Annotated in this window: 10 protein-coding genes and 1 pseudogene; 1 reads left to right on the top strand and 10 read right to left on the bottom strand. The window is 68.5% G+C overall.

Annotated features, from left to right (window positions below):
- Positions 1-25: 25 nt before the first annotated feature.
- The 10 genes and pseudogenes from LXX_RS05990 to LXX_RS05945 form a co-directional block, all read right to left on the bottom strand.
- Positions 26-607 (bottom strand): hypothetical protein, encoded by a 582-nt coding sequence (locus tag LXX_RS05990; RefSeq protein ID WP_011186051.1) that lies wholly within the window; start codon positions 605-607, stop codon positions 26-28.
- Positions 604-2,916, bottom strand: coding sequence for a transglutaminaseTgpA domain-containing protein (locus LXX_RS05985; protein WP_011186050.1), 2,313 nt, complete (start codon positions 2,914-2,916; stop codon positions 604-606). The genes LXX_RS05990 and LXX_RS05985 overlap by 4 nt, the downstream gene beginning before the upstream one ends.
- Positions 2,913-4,256, bottom strand: a complete 1,344-nt coding sequence (locus LXX_RS05980) for a DUF58 domain-containing protein (RefSeq protein ID WP_041767512.1) — start codon at positions 4,254-4,256, stop codon at positions 2,913-2,915. The genes LXX_RS05985 and LXX_RS05980 overlap by 4 nt, the downstream gene beginning before the upstream one ends.
- Positions 4,253-5,224, bottom strand: a complete 972-nt coding sequence (locus tag LXX_RS05975) for an AAA family ATPase (RefSeq protein ID WP_011186048.1) — start codon at positions 5,222-5,224, stop codon at positions 4,253-4,255. Before LXX_RS05975 ends, LXX_RS05980 begins: the two co-directional genes overlap by 4 nt.
- A 94-nt stretch (positions 5,225-5,318) precedes the next feature.
- On the bottom strand, positions 5,319-11,237 hold the full coding sequence (locus LXX_RS05970; RefSeq protein WP_041768268.1) for an Ig-like domain-containing protein: 5,919 nt from the start codon (positions 11,235-11,237) through the stop codon (positions 5,319-5,321).
- Positions 11,234-12,598, bottom strand: coding sequence for a serine/threonine-protein kinase (locus LXX_RS05965; protein ID WP_223227736.1), 1,365 nt, complete (start codon positions 12,596-12,598; stop codon positions 11,234-11,236). Before LXX_RS05965 ends, LXX_RS05970 begins: the two co-directional genes overlap by 4 nt.
- A 312-nt stretch (positions 12,599-12,910) precedes the next feature.
- On the bottom strand, positions 12,911-13,729 hold the full coding sequence (locus LXX_RS05960) for a PP2C family protein-serine/threonine phosphatase (protein WP_041767511.1): 819 nt from the start codon (positions 13,727-13,729) through the stop codon (positions 12,911-12,913).
- The gene (locus LXX_RS05955; protein WP_041767510.1) at positions 13,726-14,901 is read right to left on the bottom strand and encodes an FHA domain-containing protein; all 1,176 of its coding nucleotides are present in this window, start codon (positions 14,899-14,901) and stop codon (positions 13,726-13,728) included. The genes LXX_RS05960 and LXX_RS05955 overlap by 4 nt, the downstream gene beginning before the upstream one ends.
- A gap of 31 nt (positions 14,902-14,932) precedes the next feature.
- Positions 14,933-16,369: an aminobutyraldehyde dehydrogenase gene (locus tag LXX_RS05950; protein WP_011186042.1), complete on the bottom strand. Its 1,437-nt coding sequence runs from the start codon at positions 16,367-16,369 to the stop codon at positions 14,933-14,935.
- Between the two features lie 77 nt (positions 16,370-16,446).
- Positions 16,447-17,821 (bottom strand): annotated as a pseudogene (locus LXX_RS05945) (gamma-aminobutyraldehyde dehydrogenase).
- A gap of 89 nt (positions 17,822-17,910) precedes the next feature.
- Between LXX_RS05945 and LXX_RS05940 the strand changes: the two are divergent.
- Positions 17,911-18,393, top strand: a complete 483-nt coding sequence (locus LXX_RS05940) for an Lrp/AsnC family transcriptional regulator (RefSeq protein WP_011186040.1) — start codon at positions 17,911-17,913, stop codon at positions 18,391-18,393.

Genomic DNA, 18,393 nt, shown 5'->3' with positions numbered 1-18,393 from the left:
CGAAGAAGGGGCGGCAGCGCCGGAATCAGCTCACGTCGAACCACTGGTCGCCGATGTCGACGCGAGTGCCGCGGGAGACACGGTAGCGGCGGCCGGCTTCGCACTGGCGTGCGGTGGAGCCGAGGGGACGGGCGACAGTGCCATTGCCGGAGTAGCGCTCGCAGATCCAGAGGTCGGCGCCCTCGAGACCGAACTGGAGATGGGTTTTGGACACGCTACGCGTCGGGTCCGAGAGGACGACGAGCTGATCGACCCTCTCACCGGGCCGGACGATGGGGCGGCGGCCCAGGAGCCCGCTGCCTCGCACGACGACGCTCTCTCCGGTCGAGAAGCTGAGCGTGTACGGGCGGGCCGCGGCCGGTGGGGCTTCCTCCACCGGGACCGCGGGCATGGCCTCGGTCGGAGGGAAGCCATCGTCGCCGGGCTCAGGACAGGGGAACGGACCGGCGACGGCGGGCTTCGGGAGAGGCTGCACGATCGAGGTGTCCGAGGGGCGCTGGTCCGCGGCCTCCGGGGCACGCAGGCGCGACGCGGTGAGCGAGCTCCCGCAGTTCCCGCAGAACAGTGTCCCCTCGGTGAGCTCCGCTTCACACACCCGGCACGTCATCGCTCGCTCTTCCTCTCTGCGCTCCTTCCACGGTAACCGAGGGAGCGGAGCGAGACCGCCGCCAGCAGCCGTTTCCAGCGCGTGTCGCGCTTCTCCAGCTGCCGCCGGAGGTCGTCGACGGCCTTCCAGACGCTGTCCGCCTCCTGCGAGGTCAACGGGAGCGGACTGAACACCGCGCGGTCGGCGACGTTCGCGAGAGCGGCAGCCCGGGAACCGCCGACCGCCGTCGCGAATTCGACACGGGTGGCCGACGGCAGCCGCTCATAGCCGTGGTCCACAGCGGCGTCTGCGAATTCGCGCCATCCGCCGACGATCCGCTCGACCGCTGTCGGAGCCCGCCGGCGGAGCGCCCGTCGCCGCCACTTGGCCGCGATCACGGCGAGGAACGGTGCGGTGAAAACAGCCACCGCGAGCAGCGACCAGCCGGCGATCGTCAGGATGCCGCGCAGCCCCTCCAGCGACGGTTTCAGCGACGGTGGTGGGCTCGGGTCGACCTGCGCCTGGGGCGGCTCGTCGTTCTGCCGCGGGCTCTCGTCCACCGGCGGCTGAACGTTCGTCTGCGGGCGGGAGATTTCGGTTGGCCGATTGGGCTCCTTCTGCGGGACGGGGCGGACGGGCGGGGTGGGGTCCGCACTCACCCAGCCCTCCGCCGTCTGCACCTCGATCCACGCGGAGATGTCGGACCCGGTGAAGGTGACCGCGTCGCCCGAGCCTTTGGGGGCCACGAAACCGACCACGACGCGGGCGGGGAAGCCCAGTTGCCGGGCCAGGAGCGCCGCCGTCACCGAGTACTGTTCCTGGTCGCCCAGCATCGGGACATCGGTCAGCAGTTCCGCGATCCGGTCCGCTCCGTGACCGGATCGGCTCGCGGGTTCGCTGGCGTCGATACCGTGCGAGAGATAGCCGTCGCGTGCGATACCGCGCAGAGCGGCAGCGAGTCCCGGCCCCGCGCCGGACACGCCGTCGGTGTACTTCTGAAGGAGCGCGTGCAGTTGGTCGGGCACCACGGCCGGGCGTGGCACGGTGTCCGGTCCTGGCTGCGCCCTTTCCAGCTGGGTCGCCGTGAGCAGGGGCTTTTCGACGGATTCGGCGCTGTAGGTGTCGCCGCTCTGGAGCATGACGGTGGACGCACCGGTCCCGGTCACAGTGTTGTAAGAGAAGGCACCAGAGAGCCGGTTCGCATCCTGGCCGAGGAAGGCGATCTGCTCCAGCTGCCCGGTTCCCGGGACCCACGGGCCACGGTAACCATGCACCGTGACCGTGATTCTCGCGGCGGTTCCGTTCACACCGGACTGGTCCAGCCGGTACGGGACCCGTGTGAAGGCCCCGGAGGCGCTCGTCGCAGCGCCACTGCCCACCGAGTAGACGACGCCATCGTATGTGTCGAGCGTCGCGATGCGCAGCCGCCGGTCGGCGGGGAGCCCGGTCACGCTCAGCATCGGCGCACGGGCCTTCGCCGGCTCCAGATAGGAGCGGAAACCGCTCAGCGGACTCGGGTACGCCCGCGGGTCGAAGGGCTGTTCCGTGAAGCTGCGGACGACCTGCCGCTCGGCCTGCGGGGGGAGAAGCGCTGTCGCGGCTACGCCGATGACGGCCACCCCGCCGAACATGATGGCGGCCCCTGTCACGGTGATGGCCGCCGTCGAGCGACGCTCACGCGGTGTCTCCACGATGAGCCCGCTCCGTTCGCGCAGCGTGCCGACAGCCGCGGCGCGGCGTCGGAGCCGGATGGCGATGTTCCAGACGAGCAGCAGCCCGAACAGCGCGAGGACGAGCCAGAGCGGGACCGGCGCAACCGCAGAGCCGAGTGCGATGCCGCCGACCAGGACCGCGACCGGCGGGAGCGCCGCCAGCTCCGGCGTCTTCGATCGCAGCGCGATCGTCAGCGTCACCGCGCTCCCCAGCAGCACGAGGATGAACGCGGGCACGAGCAGAGCCTGATAGGAGCCGACCGGGAGCGAAATGGTGACAAGCTGCTTCCAGCTCAGCCAGGTTCCCCGCACCAGATCCAGGAATCCGGGGAGGGTCGGCAGCGGCCCCCCGGCGTTCGTTTCCGCGGGGACGGCGAGCGGGACTCCCCCGGCGAGGAAGGCCCCCACGATGAGCGCCGTCAGCGCGATGCTCGGAACCCGGAACACCGCACCCACGACCGCGATCGCACACCCCAGGACCACCGTGACGACCAGCATGACGACGAACGCAGCCGACTGGTACACCGGCCAGAACGACCACGCGGCGAGACTCACCGCCGCCAGCGCGAAGACGGTGTCGGCAGCAGCCGCACGACCGCTCGCGCGTGGGGCGCTCACGTCGCGAGCCGTTTCGCGAGACTTCGCTGGAGGTCCTCCAGGTAGCCGATCCTGAGGACGCTGAGATCCGCCACGCGCCGCAGCGACGGAACCGTGCCCGCACCGCAGACGATCGCCACCACCTCCATCCCGAGCGGAAAGTGGGCCGCGGCAGCCCGTAGCTGCGCAGAGCCGAGCGTGGAACCGCAGAGGAGGAAGACGAGGGAGGACCCGGCCGCGTCCCCGGCGGCGACCTGAGCCAGCCCAGGCAGGCGCAGCGCGGACTTGGTCGGCTCCACGCCCGCGAGATCGTCCAGCAGAGAGCTGCGCCCGACCGTGCTGATGCGGCGAGCGCCGATCAGCGTCCGCTTCGCGAAGCCGAGCGTCTCTGCGCTGGCGACGACCGAGACCGTCCGCGAATCGAGCAGAGCCCGCACGCCGAGCGAGCCGGTGGCGCTCACGGCGAGTTCGAACTCCTCCTCGTTCGCGTAGTCGGCCGCCGACAGGCTCAGGGCCACCAGCAGGTGGCTGCGCCGGGTCTCCTCGAATTGACGGACCATATAGTTGCCGGTCTTGGCTGTGCTCTTCCAGTGGATGGTGCGGCGCTCATCCCCCGGCAAGTACTCCCGCAGAGCGTGGAAGGCGACATGGCTGGCCGTCAGATCGCGGGTCGGCGCTCCTTCCAGGTCGCGCACGAGCCCGGTGCTCATGCTCGGGATGGCGACGATGCGCGGATGCACGAAGAGATCGAGCGAGTCCGCCCACACCAGCTCGCGCCGGAGCAGTCCGACCGGGTCGGCGCGCACGGTCCGCGCCGGGCCGATTGGGACAATCCCGCGGCGGGTCGTCGGGACGACAAAGACCTCCGTGTGCTCCTCCCCCGCCGCCAGCGCGGGCGAGGCGAACTCCGTCAGCCCCGGGCCAACCGGCACCTCAACGCGGATACCGGACAGCCGGCGGCGCACCGGGTTCTGCACGGTGACCTGGACCGGCGCCCGGTCTGCCACGACGACGCGGTGGGCGGGCAGCCGCAGGGAGACGTCAGACGCGATCCGGCCGACGAGGGAGAGACAGGCGGTGGTCAAGAGAGCGACCGCTGTCCAGCCCGCGGCCACCGCCTCCACCCAGCCGAACAGGTAACCGGAGACGAGCGCCAGCACCGCCAGGGCGGCCAGCGACCAGCCGAGCGGCGTCACCACACCGCCGATCCGCCCGGCGGCGGCGGCGATTCCGTGGCCGGCCGCCGAACCGGTCCGCACCGCCCCGACGATGACGTCGGCGAGCACACCGTCGCGCTCGCCGACGATGCGGGTCCGTGTGTTTTCGAGTGTCGCCTGGGTGTGGCCGGCCGTGGCAGTCACACGGCGGCCCGGCCGCTCGGCGGCGGCACCTCGATCAGGAACTGGCCGACGACGCTGGAGGCGGTGACACCGTCGAACTCCGCCTCCGGGTCGAGCACGAGGCGGTGTGCGAGCACGGGTTCGGCCAGGGCCTTCACATCGTCCGGCGTCACGTAGTAGCGGCCGGACGCCGCAGCGAAGGTCTTAGCCGCGCGGATGAGCGCGAGAGCTCCGCGCACACTGACACCGAGCCGGATCTCGTCAGCGTTCCGGCTGGCGTCCACGAGCCGGGAGACGTAGTCGTTGATCGTCGTGTCCACATGCACCCCTCGCGCCATCCCGGCCATCTTCGCGACGGTGGCCGCGGAGATCATTTCCGGCACGACGATCTCGTGCGCCCGCCGGCCCGCACCCTCGAGGATGCGCAGCATGGCTTCGTGGTCCGGATAGCCGATCGAGGCCTTCAAGAGAAACCGGTCCAGCTGGGCCTCGGGCAGCCGGTAGGTTCCCGCCTGTTCGATCGGGTTCTGCGTGGCAATGACGATGAACGGCGCTTCGACGGGATGGGGCACCCCGTCCACCGTGACCTGTTGTTCCTCCATGACCTCCAACAGCGCCGACTGCGTCTTCGGCGAGGCCCGGTTGATCTCATCCGCCAGCACGACATTCGCGAAGATCGGCCCCCGATGGAACTCGAACGTCCCGGTTCGCTGGTCGAAGACGTTGACGCCGGTGATGTCGCCGGGCAGCAGGTCGGGGGTGAACTGCACGCGATTGGTCGTGCCCCGCAGACTCTCGGCCATCGCCCGGGCGAGCGATGTCTTGCCGGTTCCTGGGAAGTCCTCCAGCAGCAGATGGCCCTCGCTGAGCAGTGCGGTGAACGCCATGCGGATGACATGGGTCTTGCCGAGCAGCACGCGATCGATGTTCTGCACAAGCTGCTCGAACACGCCTGCGAACCAGCTGGCTTGCTCGGAGGTCATGGTCATTCGGTGGCCTCTCTCTGAGGTGAAGAGCGGGTCGCCAGAGCTAACGGCGCGCCGTCATTATCAATTTTATCGTTATTATTATGCCTTGCTGGGATCATTGCATGCTTGATGCGGGATAGGCGTACCGATAGGCGTCGCCGTTGGCGGAGACGATGATCGTGAGCACCGGGAGCGCGACGCCCGGAGGGACGGTGCAGTCAGCAACCTGCCCGGCAGCCGGCATGTCCTGCCGGGTGATCCCGTCGCAGCCGTACTCGACGCGGTCGTAGCCACTTCCGGTCGGCCAGCCCGTCCAGGTGAACCTCCGGCTCTCCGGATCGTAGCGTGGACTCTCGATCGCCGCGCTGACCGCCGTCCCCATACTGCGGGACGCACTCTGGGAAGCACACAGCTGCGAACCGTCCGGAGAGGTCTCGCAGACGCTCGTGATCCGCACTGTGAGATCCATCCCGTAGTGCTGGCCGCTCGTCCCCGAAAGAACCCCCTTAGTTCCATTCAGCGTTCCGCTGTCGACCACCGCACCGCCGCTGAGGAGCTGGTAGGAGACGGTCGGGTTCGAGCCGCTGCCCGGCGCGTAGCCGACCGAAGCGAAGTAGTCCCAAGTGTTCGCGGCGCCGTTCCGCTCAGGACCGAAGATCCGGACGCTACTTACACTTCCCGGCTTCTGTCGCTGCGTGGCGCTGACCACGGCCGAGGCCGTACACCCCTGACCGTTGTCGGCGTAGACGACGAAGCTGTACGAGTGGTTGGGGAGCAGTCCGGTGAATGTGGCGTTCGCATCGGTGACACGCTGGAACGATCCCGACACGGGATCGACGTGGAGCACCGGCTCGCCCGTCTGCACACCGGTCACCGAGCAGTTCGGCGGCGCACCGCCCTGGAACACCCCGGCGTAGTAGGCGCTGATGGCTTTGCCGTTCTCGCCGAAGACCGACGACCAGGTCAGCGTCGCGCTCGTGCCATCGGTTGTGTCCGGTGTCGCGACGGGTGCGACCCCGGTCAGCACCGGAGCCCCCGAGGGCACAGCGCTGCCTGTGCTCTGGTTCGAGGTCGTGCGGCCCCGGTAGAACCCGTTCCGCGATGCCACGCTGAACGAGAGCACGGCGCCGTTCGCGATTCCCGGGTCGGTGACGTTGAGGGAGTAAGAGGAGCCGACGGCATCCGCGCCGGAGACCTGGACCGTGTTCGTGAGACCGCCGACGGTCACGACGTACGACGTGATCGGGCTAGCGCCTGGGGCATCGACCGGTTTCGTCCAGCTGATCCGCAGGCCGTGGTCAAGCGGCGAGGCGGAGAGCCCGGTCGGTGCGTTCGAGACCACATCCGACCAGACCGGCTCGACATACGCCGTCGGCTCGGAGAGGCCGAGGGCATTCCTCGCCCGGACGCTGAGGGTGACGGCGGCGTCCGGTCCGTTGCCCGGTGTGGGGATGACGCACACTGTGCTGGGACAGCTGGTGGTCGACACGACGGCTCCAGTGGCGGCCCGCGTCTGGGTCACCTCGAACCCCGTGATGGGAGCGTTGTTGAAAGAACCCGGAGTCCAGCTCAGGGTGAGGCTGAGATCCCCGATGGCGGTGACCCGGACGTCCGAAACCGGCGAGGGGCGGTCCTGGACCGAGATGACGACGGTGCCCCAGGTGTAGCGGTCTGGGTCTCCCGTGGCGTCCATGACCTCGTACTGGAGCGTGGTGTCCACCGGGGCGGCCGTGCTCGTGACCGTGACCGCGAGCACGGAGCTGTCTGCGCTCGGGGTCACGGTGACCCCGGCCGGAAGGCTCCCGCCGAGGCCTCGCACGGCGATCATGCGCAGCGCCTGGTTCGGGAACGGGTTCGTCGCGGCGTCGTTCGCCAGAACGTCGACGGTCGTGGTCTGACCGCGCGGGGCGATCACCCGGTCGGGCTGGGGGCTCGCGAGCGGGCGAGTCGAGGGCACCACGGTGAGGTCGATGTGGCCGGGCTGACCGGTCTTCACCACATCCTTCACCCCGATCAGAATGTCGGGCTTGGCGCCCTTCTCCACCCCCGCACCCACTCCAATCGTCAGACTCTGCCCGGAGAGCGACAGCGAAACTCCGTCCGGACGCGGGTCCTGGATACTGTAAGCGAGCTCTGCCAGGTCTTTGGCGTAGGGATAGCTCGTGAGTTTGGTGAGGTCGATCGTCTTGGACTCCCCCGGCTCGAAGTCGATGAGCGCGCCCGTGAACACAGGCGGCTGGTTCTCGCGCGGGGTCACCTCGATCGGCAACACGATCGTCGTGACGTTCCCCTTCGGATCGGTGGGGCTGGATCCGTCCGTGACCTGGAAGGAGATCGAGGCTGGACCGAAGTAGCGGTTGGCCGAAGTGAACTGCAGCGTGTCGCTGTTCGCCACGGGGTCGGCGCCGTTGGAGTGCGTCACCCTGACCGTCGCCGCGTCGGTCAGTCTCACCTTACGTCCGCCGACCGCGACGATGACGTCGTTCAGGTGGATGGTGAGCGTCTTCTCACTCACCACCGAGAGTTCGGGCGCACCGCGTCTCCGTTGCGGCAGCGCGTCGTCATAGCCGGGGACATGCACGAAGCCGTAAGCCGAGTACGACCCGTCCTCGGGGTTCGCCACTTTGAACGGGATGACCTGGCTCTTGGCGCGGATCGTCACCCGGATGCGGCCGGCCGCCGTGGTCTCGGCGCTCCTGCCGTATCCCGGAACGATCGAGAGCTTCAGCGAGCTGACCGGGCCGTCCGCGAAGAACACGCTCGACAGGACGTTGACCGATATCCGGTCCTTCCCCAGGACGTCCGAAAGTTCGAGCGTCGTGTCGGTGACGATCGGCCGCGCGGGAGGGGCGTTCTTGTCCGCCATGACCCGGAGAAAGGCCTGGCTCGTCCCGCCGAGGTCGTTCTGGATAGTGTATAGGAACCCGTACGCGCCCTCCGACCTAGGCACGGCCACCACGACGATATCGCCCCGGATCTCCGCCCTGGCCCTGCTGTCGAGCGAGGTCACCGCCGTGACAGACAGTGGGCTCCCGTCCGGGTCGCTGTCGTTCCTGAGCACCTGGACGCTCAGCGTCTTTCCCGGCCGCGTCGTCACATCGTCCTCGACGGCGACGGGGTTGTGCGCGCCCCCGGACCGCGGCGCGATGCCGACACGGACAGTGCCGGTCGCCCGGGAACCCAGCGCATCCACCACCGTATACGTGAACGAGTCCGTCCCCGCCGCGTAATCGCCGGCCCGGAAATCGAGCCAATCCGACCCGGAAGCGATCACCGCGCCCTTCTGCGGGTTCGTCTCCTGCCCGACGAACTGGACGGAGTCGCCGTCCGGGTCGATTCCCGACAGCGGGATGGCGATCCGCACGGTGTCACCGGCGAGCACGCGCACCGTGACCGTCTTCGGAACCGGGGGATTGTTAGCCGCCTCATCGCGTTCCCGCACCGCGATGCCGACCTCCGCCGTCGCCCACTGCCCGTCCTCGCCGGTGACACGGTAGACAGCGGTGTAGTTACCCGGTCTCGACGGGGCCAAGTAGCGCAGGTGATCGCCGCTGGCGAAGAGCAGTCCCGCACCGGAGGGCAGCGGCGTCGCGAGCGTCGGGTCGAGGGCTAGCTTGCCGCCGTCGGGCTGAACGTCGTTCGCAAGCACGGGGATGTCGACTACATCGTCCACGCGCACCGCGACAGAGTCGGGCGCAGCGACAGGCGGTTGATGCACGGTCAACGGCGGCAGCTGGACAACGGTGACCGTTCCTTCGGCGTCGGCGATGCCATTGGAGAGCCGGTAGTGGAAGTCCACCGACTGCTCGAGGGGGCGGGTGAGGGTCACCCGCAAGGTGCGCTGCTGCAGCGCCTGGACGCGGATGCCGGTCGACGGGCTGGGGCCGGCCACACTCGTGACAAGCAGAACCCCGCCGGAGGGGTCGATGTCGGTGGAGAGGACATCGACGTCCTGGTTGGACAGCTCGCGGATGAACGCCGTGTGCGGTACAGCGATCGGCGCGGTCCTCGCTCCGAGAGACGCCCGGACCACGACCCGGACCACACCGGTCGCGGTCACGGTGCCGTCCGTCACCGAGTACTCGATGGTGTGGGGGCCCGGCTGGTCGGAAACGAAGCGGAACGTGCCGCCCTGGTAGTCGGGCGTGATCGTCGCGTCGGCTTTACTGGGCACGGTGCTCAGGCGGACCGTTCCGTTGCCACCGCGGACGTGGTCGAGCGGCCGGACCATGACTTCCTGGCTCTGGGAGGTCACCACAGCGAACGGGTCGGCGATGATCGGCACCTGGCCCGGCGGCTGCACGGTCACAGCGAGCTGGCCGCTGCCCTCCGCGCGGCCGTCGGAGAGGACGAGGGAGACATCCTTGACTCCGCCGCCCTGACCGTGGTCGGAGAAAGCGACCTGCCCCTGCGGAGTGAACGTCACCGTGTACGGCGCCGGCACGGTCGCCCCGGCGAGGAAGAAAGAGTCGCCGTCTGGGTCGTAGCAGTCGCCGAGCACCGGGGTGGTGACCCGGCCGCCGGCCTGCACCACAGCCTTCGCGGCCCGCACGCACAACGGAGGCGAGTTCTCGACAGGGCTCCGCACGGTGACGGTGACGTGGGCGGTCGCGGTGCCGCCCCGCCCGTCTGAGATCGTGTAGTCGAAAGCGATCGAGCCGGAGGCGGTGGCCGGCAGCGCAATCTGCACCTGCTGATCCGCGTTGGTTAGCTCCAGCGTTCCCTGCGACTCGGGAATGGCCGTGACGGAGTCGATCGTCAGAACATCGCCGTTGGGGTCGTAGTCGTTGAGGAGCACCGGGAGCGGTGTGACCCGGCCCGGACGGGCGCCGAAATGATCGGCCACCGCGACCGGGGGCTGCTCCTGCTTCTCATAGTGTGGCTTCGTGTCCTGCCGGGACTGGTCGACAAGCTCCTTCGCGGTCTTCTGCGAGACCAGTTCGTCCCAGTTGTCGATGCGCGTGTTCCCGTTCTGGACCGCCCAGGCGACACCGGAGCGGGTGTCATTCAGGAGCAGCCGGCCCCGGTTCGCACGGAAGACGAGCGCGCCACCACCCGGAGATCGGTCGATCGTCGAGCGCTGCCCGGGGCCGTCATCCGAGCAGGAACGGAACACCGTGCCGCTTTCCCAAGCCGCGTACGCGCAACCGTGAGACACGGCTGGCGCAACCGGCGTTCCGGACACCGCCGTGAGCACCCGCCGGGGCGCCGAACCGTCGAGCGGAACCCGGAGCAGACCACCGGAGCTCGCGATCCACACCGCTGCGCTCCCGCCCGACGGCTGCTGCACCACGGCGGCGCTGCTGCCGCCGAGCAGCGAAGCGAGGTCCACTTTGCGCCCCGGGAGCCACAGCGTCCGGGCGTCCGGGTCGAACATCGCCCACTGCCCGCCGGCCGTGGTGAGCTGGGCATTCGCGCCGTCCCCGGAGGCGGGAACTCTGCTGGTCGTCCTCGTGGGCTGATCGCCGCCGAGATCGACACGGGTGACGGTCCGGGCGTCGGGCTGGTAGGCGTAGAGCACACCCGCGGGGTCCATCGCAGCGACCGCACGGCCGCCGAGATCCATCGTCGCCACCGAGCTCGAGGCGAACGTCGACAGCTGCCCGACGCTGGTCAGCCACAGCTGCCCCGTCGCCCGCGAGAGCAGAGCGACTCTGCCACCGGCGACGAGTACCTGCGGCGAGCGCGGCGGGAGAGCGACGGACTCGCCAGCCTCCGCCGTGGCCGGGTTGACGACCGCAGCGGTGTTCGCCTCGCGGTCGAGCAGGAGCACGTTCTCCCCGTCCTGCACCACATCCAGCGCCTCACCGGAGCCCGGGACGATCGAGTTGAGCTTGCCGATCTCGGTGTTGGCCCGCCCCAGCGACTTCTTCGCCTCGCTCGCGACCCACACCGAGGCGTCGCCGATCTGGAAGCGCTGGGCGCTGTACCCACCAGAGACCACCGCGAGGGTCGTCACGAAGGCTGTGATCACGGCCCCGCTCACGACTGTCGCCGCGAGGGACTTGTGCGCCATGAGCCAGACGCGGATCACGGCGAATCCATCCGCTGCACGCACTTCTCAGCGCTCGGCTGGCCGGTGTGGTCATCGCGATTCACCGTCACGGTGACGCACACGGTCTCACCCGCTGCGGCATTCACGCGGAACTCCGTGGTGTGCTGGCTGCTCGGCGGATGGCCGTCCACAGCCACCTCGTAGGCATCGCCGTCCTGGAGGCCCGGGTCGCTCCACAGGAACACGATCATCCCGCCGGAGACCCGTCCGCTCAAGTCGCGAACCGTCGGGACGCTTTCGGGCGCTCCCGCTCGAGTGAGCACGAAACCGGCGACGATGGCCAGCCCGACGGCCAGCACCGCGCAGATGACAAGCGCCGCGGTCAGTGCTCGGGAGGGCCACGTCATCGCCACCCGCAACGCATTCGACGCGGTTCCCCTCTGCTGGGGAGCCACAACCGGCGCCCGTGCGGCGGTCACGCGCGGAGTTCTCCGGCGTCGTCGGGCCGTCCCCGTTTCGGTCGTCATCACCTTGACCTGTGTGCGGTCCTCGGGGTCGTCGGCGGTGGCGAGCGCCCAATCGTCCATCGCGACCTCGATCGGCGTCGGCAGCAGCCCGAGCTCCGCCTCGACCATCTGCAGCTCACGCGCGAACTCGAGCGCGCTCCGCTGCCGCTGAGCCGGTCTCTTTGCCATCGCGCGCAGCAGCACCTGCTCCAGCCGTGGAGGCAGGTCCGGCCGGTCGATCGGCTGTGGCTGTCCCTTCGTGATGCGCTGGATCAGCTCGGCAGAGGTGTTGTTCTTGTCCGTCAGCTCGAATGGCGACCGGCCTGCGATCAGCGAGTGTATCGTCGCGCCGAGCGACCACACCTCGCTCGCGATCGTCCCGCTCGTCTCGTCGAGCAGAACCTCAGGAGCCGACCACGGAATAGACAGGCCGAGCGCCTCGCTGACAGCCGATTCCGCCAGCGTCGCCGCGATCCCGAAGTCGCTCAGCACCGGATGCCCGTAGGCGGTGCTCAGGATATTCGACGGTTTGATGTCCCGGTGCAGCACACCCGCACGGTGGGTGGTCTCCACAGCGCTCGCGATCCGGACGCCGACAGCGAGTGCCTCGGTCACCGGAAGCGGGTTCGTGCGGTAGCGCTGCGCGATCTCCGCGGAGCACAGCTCGACGACCAGATACGGGCGCCCGTCCGCCGAGACGCTCGCCTGATACACCGTGAGGATCGAGGGATGCGCGCTCAGCTTGGCCATGAGATTCGCTTCAGCCTGGAACATCTGCTTGACCTGACTCGTCACCACCTCGGTCAGCATGACCTTCACCGCGACCTGACGCCGAGGCAGGTTCTGCTCGTACAGGAACACGTCGGCGAAGCCGCCGGAACCGAGTATTCTCACGAACGAGAAGCCAGGAAGATTCGGCGGCTGAGAAGGCAAGCGCCGGGCCACACGGCTCCTCTCCGGTCGTCATGGATAACATGTCAAAGGTGCAAAAGCGGTTTCCCAATTGTAGGCGGGCTCTCCCACGCTTCGACCAGTCGAATTCAGACGAGATGCACATCACTTACCCCCAAGTCGGGGGACACGGAATCGAGCGACGATACGGACGGCGAAGACGCCGAGCGCTCGTGGGCTGGACGGAGAAAGGCCCTGACAGCTATAGCCCCCGGCAAACACACTCAGCCAGCCCGCCTTTCGGGGACCAGTTCATCAGTGACGGGGGGCTGAGTGGTCCACGCTGCCCTCGGGCGACGCAAGCACATCGACCACAACGACGGTGACGTTGTCGCGGCCACCGTTACCGAGGGCGGCGTCCATCAGCTGCTGGGCGGTGTCGAGCGGCGATCTGCCCGCGGAGAGGAACCAGCGAATGCCCTGCTCGGTCAGCTCTTTGGTGAGGCCGTCGGAGCAGACCAGCAGGCGGGAACCCGCGACGATTGGGAACAGGAAGAAATCGGGGACCGGGTCCTCATTGAAGCCAACCGACCGTGTGATGACATTGCTGTGCGGGTGAACCTCCGCCTCCTCGGGCGTGATGGCTCCGGCATCCATCAGCTCCTGGACGACCGAGTGGTCGACCGTGAGCTGTTCGAGAGCGCTGTCGAAGAAGTTGTAGACGCGAGAGTCGCCGATGTTGAAGACCAGCCAGTACGGCGAGCCGTTCTGCATGGTGAGCGCAATGCCGGTGACGGTCGTCCCGGTTCCCAGGTCGGTCTTGCCCAGGCCGCGCCCCATGTCCTCCACCGCATTGCGAAGCGCGCCCGTGAGCGAGGACTGAGTGACGAAGTCGGCACGAACCTGTTCGGCGAGACGGGTCACCACGGCGGCGCTCGCGAAGTCTCCCGCTGTGTGGCCGCCCATCCCATCGGCGACGGCGAAGATCGGTGAGCGGGCCAGCAGGCTGTCCTCGTTGACACTGCGACGATAGCCGCAGTCGCTCAGCGCCGCCCACGCAAGCGTGATGCGCGCATGCGAGCTGCCGGGGACAGCCACGCTGTGTCGCCTATTGCTGCGACCGATCTGGGTCACTCGGGTCCTTCTTCTCGGCGGTCGCCGATCGGGGCGGCTATGATCTCGATGATATTACCGTCGCCGATCTCCACGACCGTGCCCGCCAACACGACCGCGGACTCCCCTGGCCGCAGCTGAACTGCCTGCGCGCCGGGCCGGAGGACGACGGTCCCATTGGTGGATCGCAGGTCGGTCACGACCGCGGCATCCCCCGACTGCTCGATTCTCAGGTGGGTCCCGGAGACCTCCTGGGTGGGCGAGGGGACCGGAAGCAACCGCGGTGCGACACCGGAGTCGAGACCCCGGACGGTGGGACGCCGGCCCAGCAGAACCGGGACATCCAGAGGAATGTCGTCCCCCGACCCGATCCGGATGGCGTAAGAGACCGGAGCGGGAGGCAGCCGCACAGGCGCGGTCGGTGCGGACTCGTCCGCCAGCGGCGGGTACCGGGCATCGCTGGGCGCTCCGGCGGGCGCCTCGATATCCACCGTACCCGGCAGCTCGTGGGCGACGGGATGCGGTTTCGCCGCCATGAGCCCGTCTGCGCTCATCCGCGCACCCGCTTCCTCTGGGGGTGTCATGTAAGCGAACAGGCTCGAACCCTGCGACGGAGCCGGGATGACCGTCTCCCCAGCGCCCGCCTTGGAGCCCTCGCTGAGGGCCTCCGGCCGGGGTGCGCTGCGTTCGGCCCGATCGATCGGGGACAGCGACCAGGTCAGCAGCTCCCCGCCCACCACGCCGAGCCCGAGGGGGAGCGAGCCGGTGCCGAGTCGCGCGACCGGGCCGGTCGGCAGATCCTCACCGCCGAGCACGAGCCCGGACACCGAACGGAACTCCGCCAGCACCCAGGGCTGGACGCCACCCGCCCCGAAACGCCGCGCCCCTCCGACCGAGAACACATCGATCGCCGCCGAACCGCGCACGACAGCGGTCACCGTGTTCTCCCCCGCCGCGTTCGGCTCGCCGAGATCAGCGACCGCAAACGAGCGGACGCTGCCCGGCCCAGCCAGCGGGAAAGCCCCGACGACCGATTCGATCGTCGCGAGCTCAGAGTCGGCCAGCCGCCAGACCTCATCCAGGACGCTATCGGCGATCGCACTCTCGATGCACGCGACAAACCGGCGGCCGGCGACGAAGAGCCAGCGCGAAGGTCCGGCGGCCGGAGCGTACCGTGTGAAACCGGGCGTCACCGGGTCGGTCCTCCAGGCGATCGGGTCGGGGCTACTCCCCGATGTACGACATGACGTGCTTGATCCGAGTGTAGTCCTCGAAACCGTACGCCGAGAGGTCCTTGCCATAGCCGGAGTGCTTGAAGCCGCCGTGCGGCATCTCAGCGACGAGCGGGAGGTGGGTGTTGATCCACACGCACCCGAAATCGAGGCGTTTGGCCATTCGCATGGCCGTCCCGTGGTTCTGCGTCCACACCGAGGAGGCGAGGCCGTAGGGCACACCGTTCGCGCGACGCAGCGCGTCCGATTCGTCGGAGAATGTCTGAGCCGTGATGACCGGACCGAAGATCTCATTCTGCACGGCCTCATCCTCCTGGCGCAGCCCGGAGACGATCGTCGCCTGGTGGAAGTAGCCGCGGTCGCCCTGCCGCTTCCCGCCGAGCACGAGCTGCGCGTGGTCGGGCAGGCGCTCGATGAAGCCCTGCACGCAAGCCAGCTGGTCGGCGCTGGAGAGAGCCCCGAACAAGATGCCTTCCTCCAGCGGTGCGCCCGTCTTGGCGTTGTCGCGTGAATACTCGACGAGGGCGGCCACGAACTCATCGTGAATTCCCTCCTGCACCAGCAGCCGTGTCGCTGCGGTGCAATCCTGGCCGGCATTGTAAAACCCGGCGGCGCTGATGCCCTCGACAGCCTGCTCGATGTCGGCGTCGTCGAAGACAACGACCGGCGCTTTACCGCCGAGCTCCAGATGGACGCGCTTGAGGTCGAGCGCGGCAGAGCCGGCGACCTCCACACCCGCGCGGACCGAACCGGTGATCGACACCATCTGCGGGGTCCGGTCGGCGATGAGCGCCCGCCCGGTCTCCCGGTTCCCGGTCACGACGTTGACGGTGCCCGCGGGGAGGAACTCACTCGCGATCTCGGCGAGCAGCAGCGAGGACGACGGGGTCGAGTCGCTCGGTTTCAGGACGACGGCGTTGCCCGCGGCCAGCGCCGGTGCGAGCTTCCAGATCGCCATCATCATTGGGTAGTTCCACGGGGTCACCTGGCCGATGACGCCGATCGGCTCGCGGCGGATGAAGGAGGTGTGGTCTTTCAGGTACTCGCCCGCCGAGCGGCCTTCGAGGTTCCGGGCGGCGGCGGCGAAGAACCGCACCTGGTCGATCATGACCTCCACCTCGTCGGCGACGATGCCGGCGCGGGGCTTCCCGGTGTCCTTGACCTCGACATCAGCGAGTTCCTCGGCTCGCGCTTCGAGCGCGTCTGCGAAACGCAGAAGCGCCCGCTGCCGCTCACCGGGAGTGGTCTCGCCCCAGGTCTCGAAGGCACCGGCGGCGGCCCGGCAGGCGAGCGCGACATCCCGTTCCGTGGAGATCGGAGCCGTGGCGAACACCTCCTCGGTGGCCGGGTCGGTGATATCGAGCCGCTCCGTCGCGGTGGAGTCGACGTATTCGCCGCCGACGAAGTTCCTCAGTGCATGGGTGCTCATAGCGATCCTCTCCTCTGCTCCCTGACGACCCCCGATCTCTGATGACCTTAGCTCCGCCCTCGCCGCAGCCGCTCTCCTCACTCGCCGATGTACGACATGACGTGCTTGATCCGGGTGTAGTCATCGAAACCGTAGGCGGAGAGGTCTTTGCCGTAGCCGGAGTGCCTGAAACCGCCGTGCGGCATCTCAGCGACGATCGGGATGTGGGTGTTGATCCACACGCACCCGGCGTCCAGGCCCTTGGCGAAGCGCAGGGCCCGGCCGTGGTCCTTCGTCCACACTGAGGAGGCGAGACCGTACTGCACGTCGTTCGCAGAAGCCATCGCCTCGGCTTCGCCGGCGAACTTCTGCACGGTCTGCACCGGTCCGAAGATCTCGTTCTGCACCGCCTCGTCGTCCTGCCGCAGTCCGGAGACGATCGTCGCCTCCCAGAAGTAGCCGCGATCGCCCTGCCGGCGGCCGCCCAGCTCGATGTTCGCGTGGTCGGGCAGCCGATCCACGAACCCGTTGACTCGGGCCAGCTGGTTCGCGCTGTTCAGAGCGCCGTACAGGATGCCGTCCTCGCGCGGGCCGCCCATCTTCGCGTTCTCGCCCGCGTACTGCGCGAGCGCCGCCACGAACTCGTCGTGGACGCCCTCCTGCACCAGCAGCCGGGTCGCTGCCGTGCAATCCTGGCCGGCGTTGAAGTACCCGGCCGCGACGATCCCGGCGACGGCCTTCTCGACATCGGCGTCGTCGAACACGATCACCGGCGCCTTGCCGCCGAGTTCGAGGTGGACACGCTTCAGGTCGTACGATGCCCCGCGAGCCACTTCCCTGCCCGCACGCACCGATCCCGTGATCGAGATGAGCTGAGGGATCGGGTGCCCGGTCATCGCCACGCCCGTCGTCCGGTCGCCCAGGATGACGTTCAGCACGCCCGCCGGCAGGAACTCGCTCGCGATCTCCGCCAGCAGAAGCGTCGAGAGCGGCGTCGTGTCCGAGGGCTTCAGCACGGTCGTGTTGCCCGCAGCCAGTGCCGGCGCGAACTTCCAGACTGCCATGTTGAGCGGGTAGTTCCACGGGGTCACCTGGCCGACGACGCCGATCGGCTCGCGGCGGACGAACGAGGTGTGGCCCTTCAGATACTCACCCGCCGACCGGCCTTCCAAGTTCCGGGCGGCGCCCGCGAAGAAGCGGATCTGATCGACGGAGAGCAGGATCTCGTCGTCCACGAGCGTTCCCCGGGGCTTGCCGGTGTCCTGCGACTCGGCATCGGCGAACTCCTCCGCGCGCCTCCATCGCGTCCGCGATGCGGAAGAGGGCGAGCGAGCGCTCGGACGGCGTGGTCTGACCCCACTTCTCGAAGGCGGCCGCGTACTCCTCCTCGATCGCCGGGTCGATCAGGGCGATGCTCTCATCGCCGCGTGCGCCGCTGCGCCGGCCGTTCACGAAGTTCTGCAATTCGATCATAGCCGAGAGTCTACTGATTTCGTCATCGATAAGGGCAATATTGTACGGATTCGCTTGCCAGTGCGGCCATCGACTGACAGAATCGCTCTATGAGCACTCCTCGGGCAACGAACGGCGCGAAAGTCGCCGGTATCGATGACGTCTCCAAGGCGATCATCGAGCAGCTCCAGGTGGACGGCCGCAGATCATACGCGGAGATCGGAAAGGCGGTCGGTCTCAGCGAGGCGGCGGTCCGGCAGCGCGTTCAGAAGCTGACCGAGTCGGGCGCGATGCAGATCGTGGCTGTGACGGACCCGATGCAGCTGGGCTTCTACCGCCAGGCGATGATCGGCCTCCGCGTCACCGGGGACACCCGGCTCGTGGCCGACAAGCTGGCGGCGATGCCCGCGGTCGACTACGTCGTGCTCACAGCGGGAACCTTCGATATCCTGGCCGAAGTCGTGTGCGAGAACGACCTCGGCCTGATCGACATCCTCAACTCCGAGATCCGGGCACTCGAGGGCGTGCTGTCCACCGAGACGTTCGTCTATCTCAAACTCCACAAGCAGTTCTACAACTGGGGAACACGATAA

The sequence above is a fragment of the Leifsonia xyli subsp. xyli str. CTCB07 genome (assembly GCF_000007665.1).
Lineage (GTDB): Bacteria > Actinomycetota > Actinomycetes > Actinomycetales > Microbacteriaceae > Leifsonia > Leifsonia xyli_C.
This window is presented reverse-complemented; position numbering and strand designations above follow the sequence as displayed.

What these genes read in the sequence shown, in the direction of transcription:
- LXX_RS05975 (WP_011186048.1), bottom strand. Translation starts at nt 5,224, where the DNA reads ATGACCATGACCTCCGAGCAAGCCAGCTGGTTCGCAGGCGTGTTCGAG.
- LXX_RS05990 (WP_011186051.1), bottom strand. Translation starts at nt 607, where the DNA reads ATGACGTGCCGGGTGTGTGAAGCGGAGCTCACCGAGGGGACACTGTTC.
- LXX_RS05940 (WP_011186040.1), top strand. Translation starts at nt 17,911, where the DNA reads ATGAGCACTCCTCGGGCAACGAACGGCGCGAAAGTCGCCGGTATCGAT.
- LXX_RS05950 (WP_011186042.1), bottom strand. Translation starts at nt 16,369, where the DNA reads ATGAGCACCCATGCACTGAGGAACTTCGTCGGCGGCGAATACGTCGAC.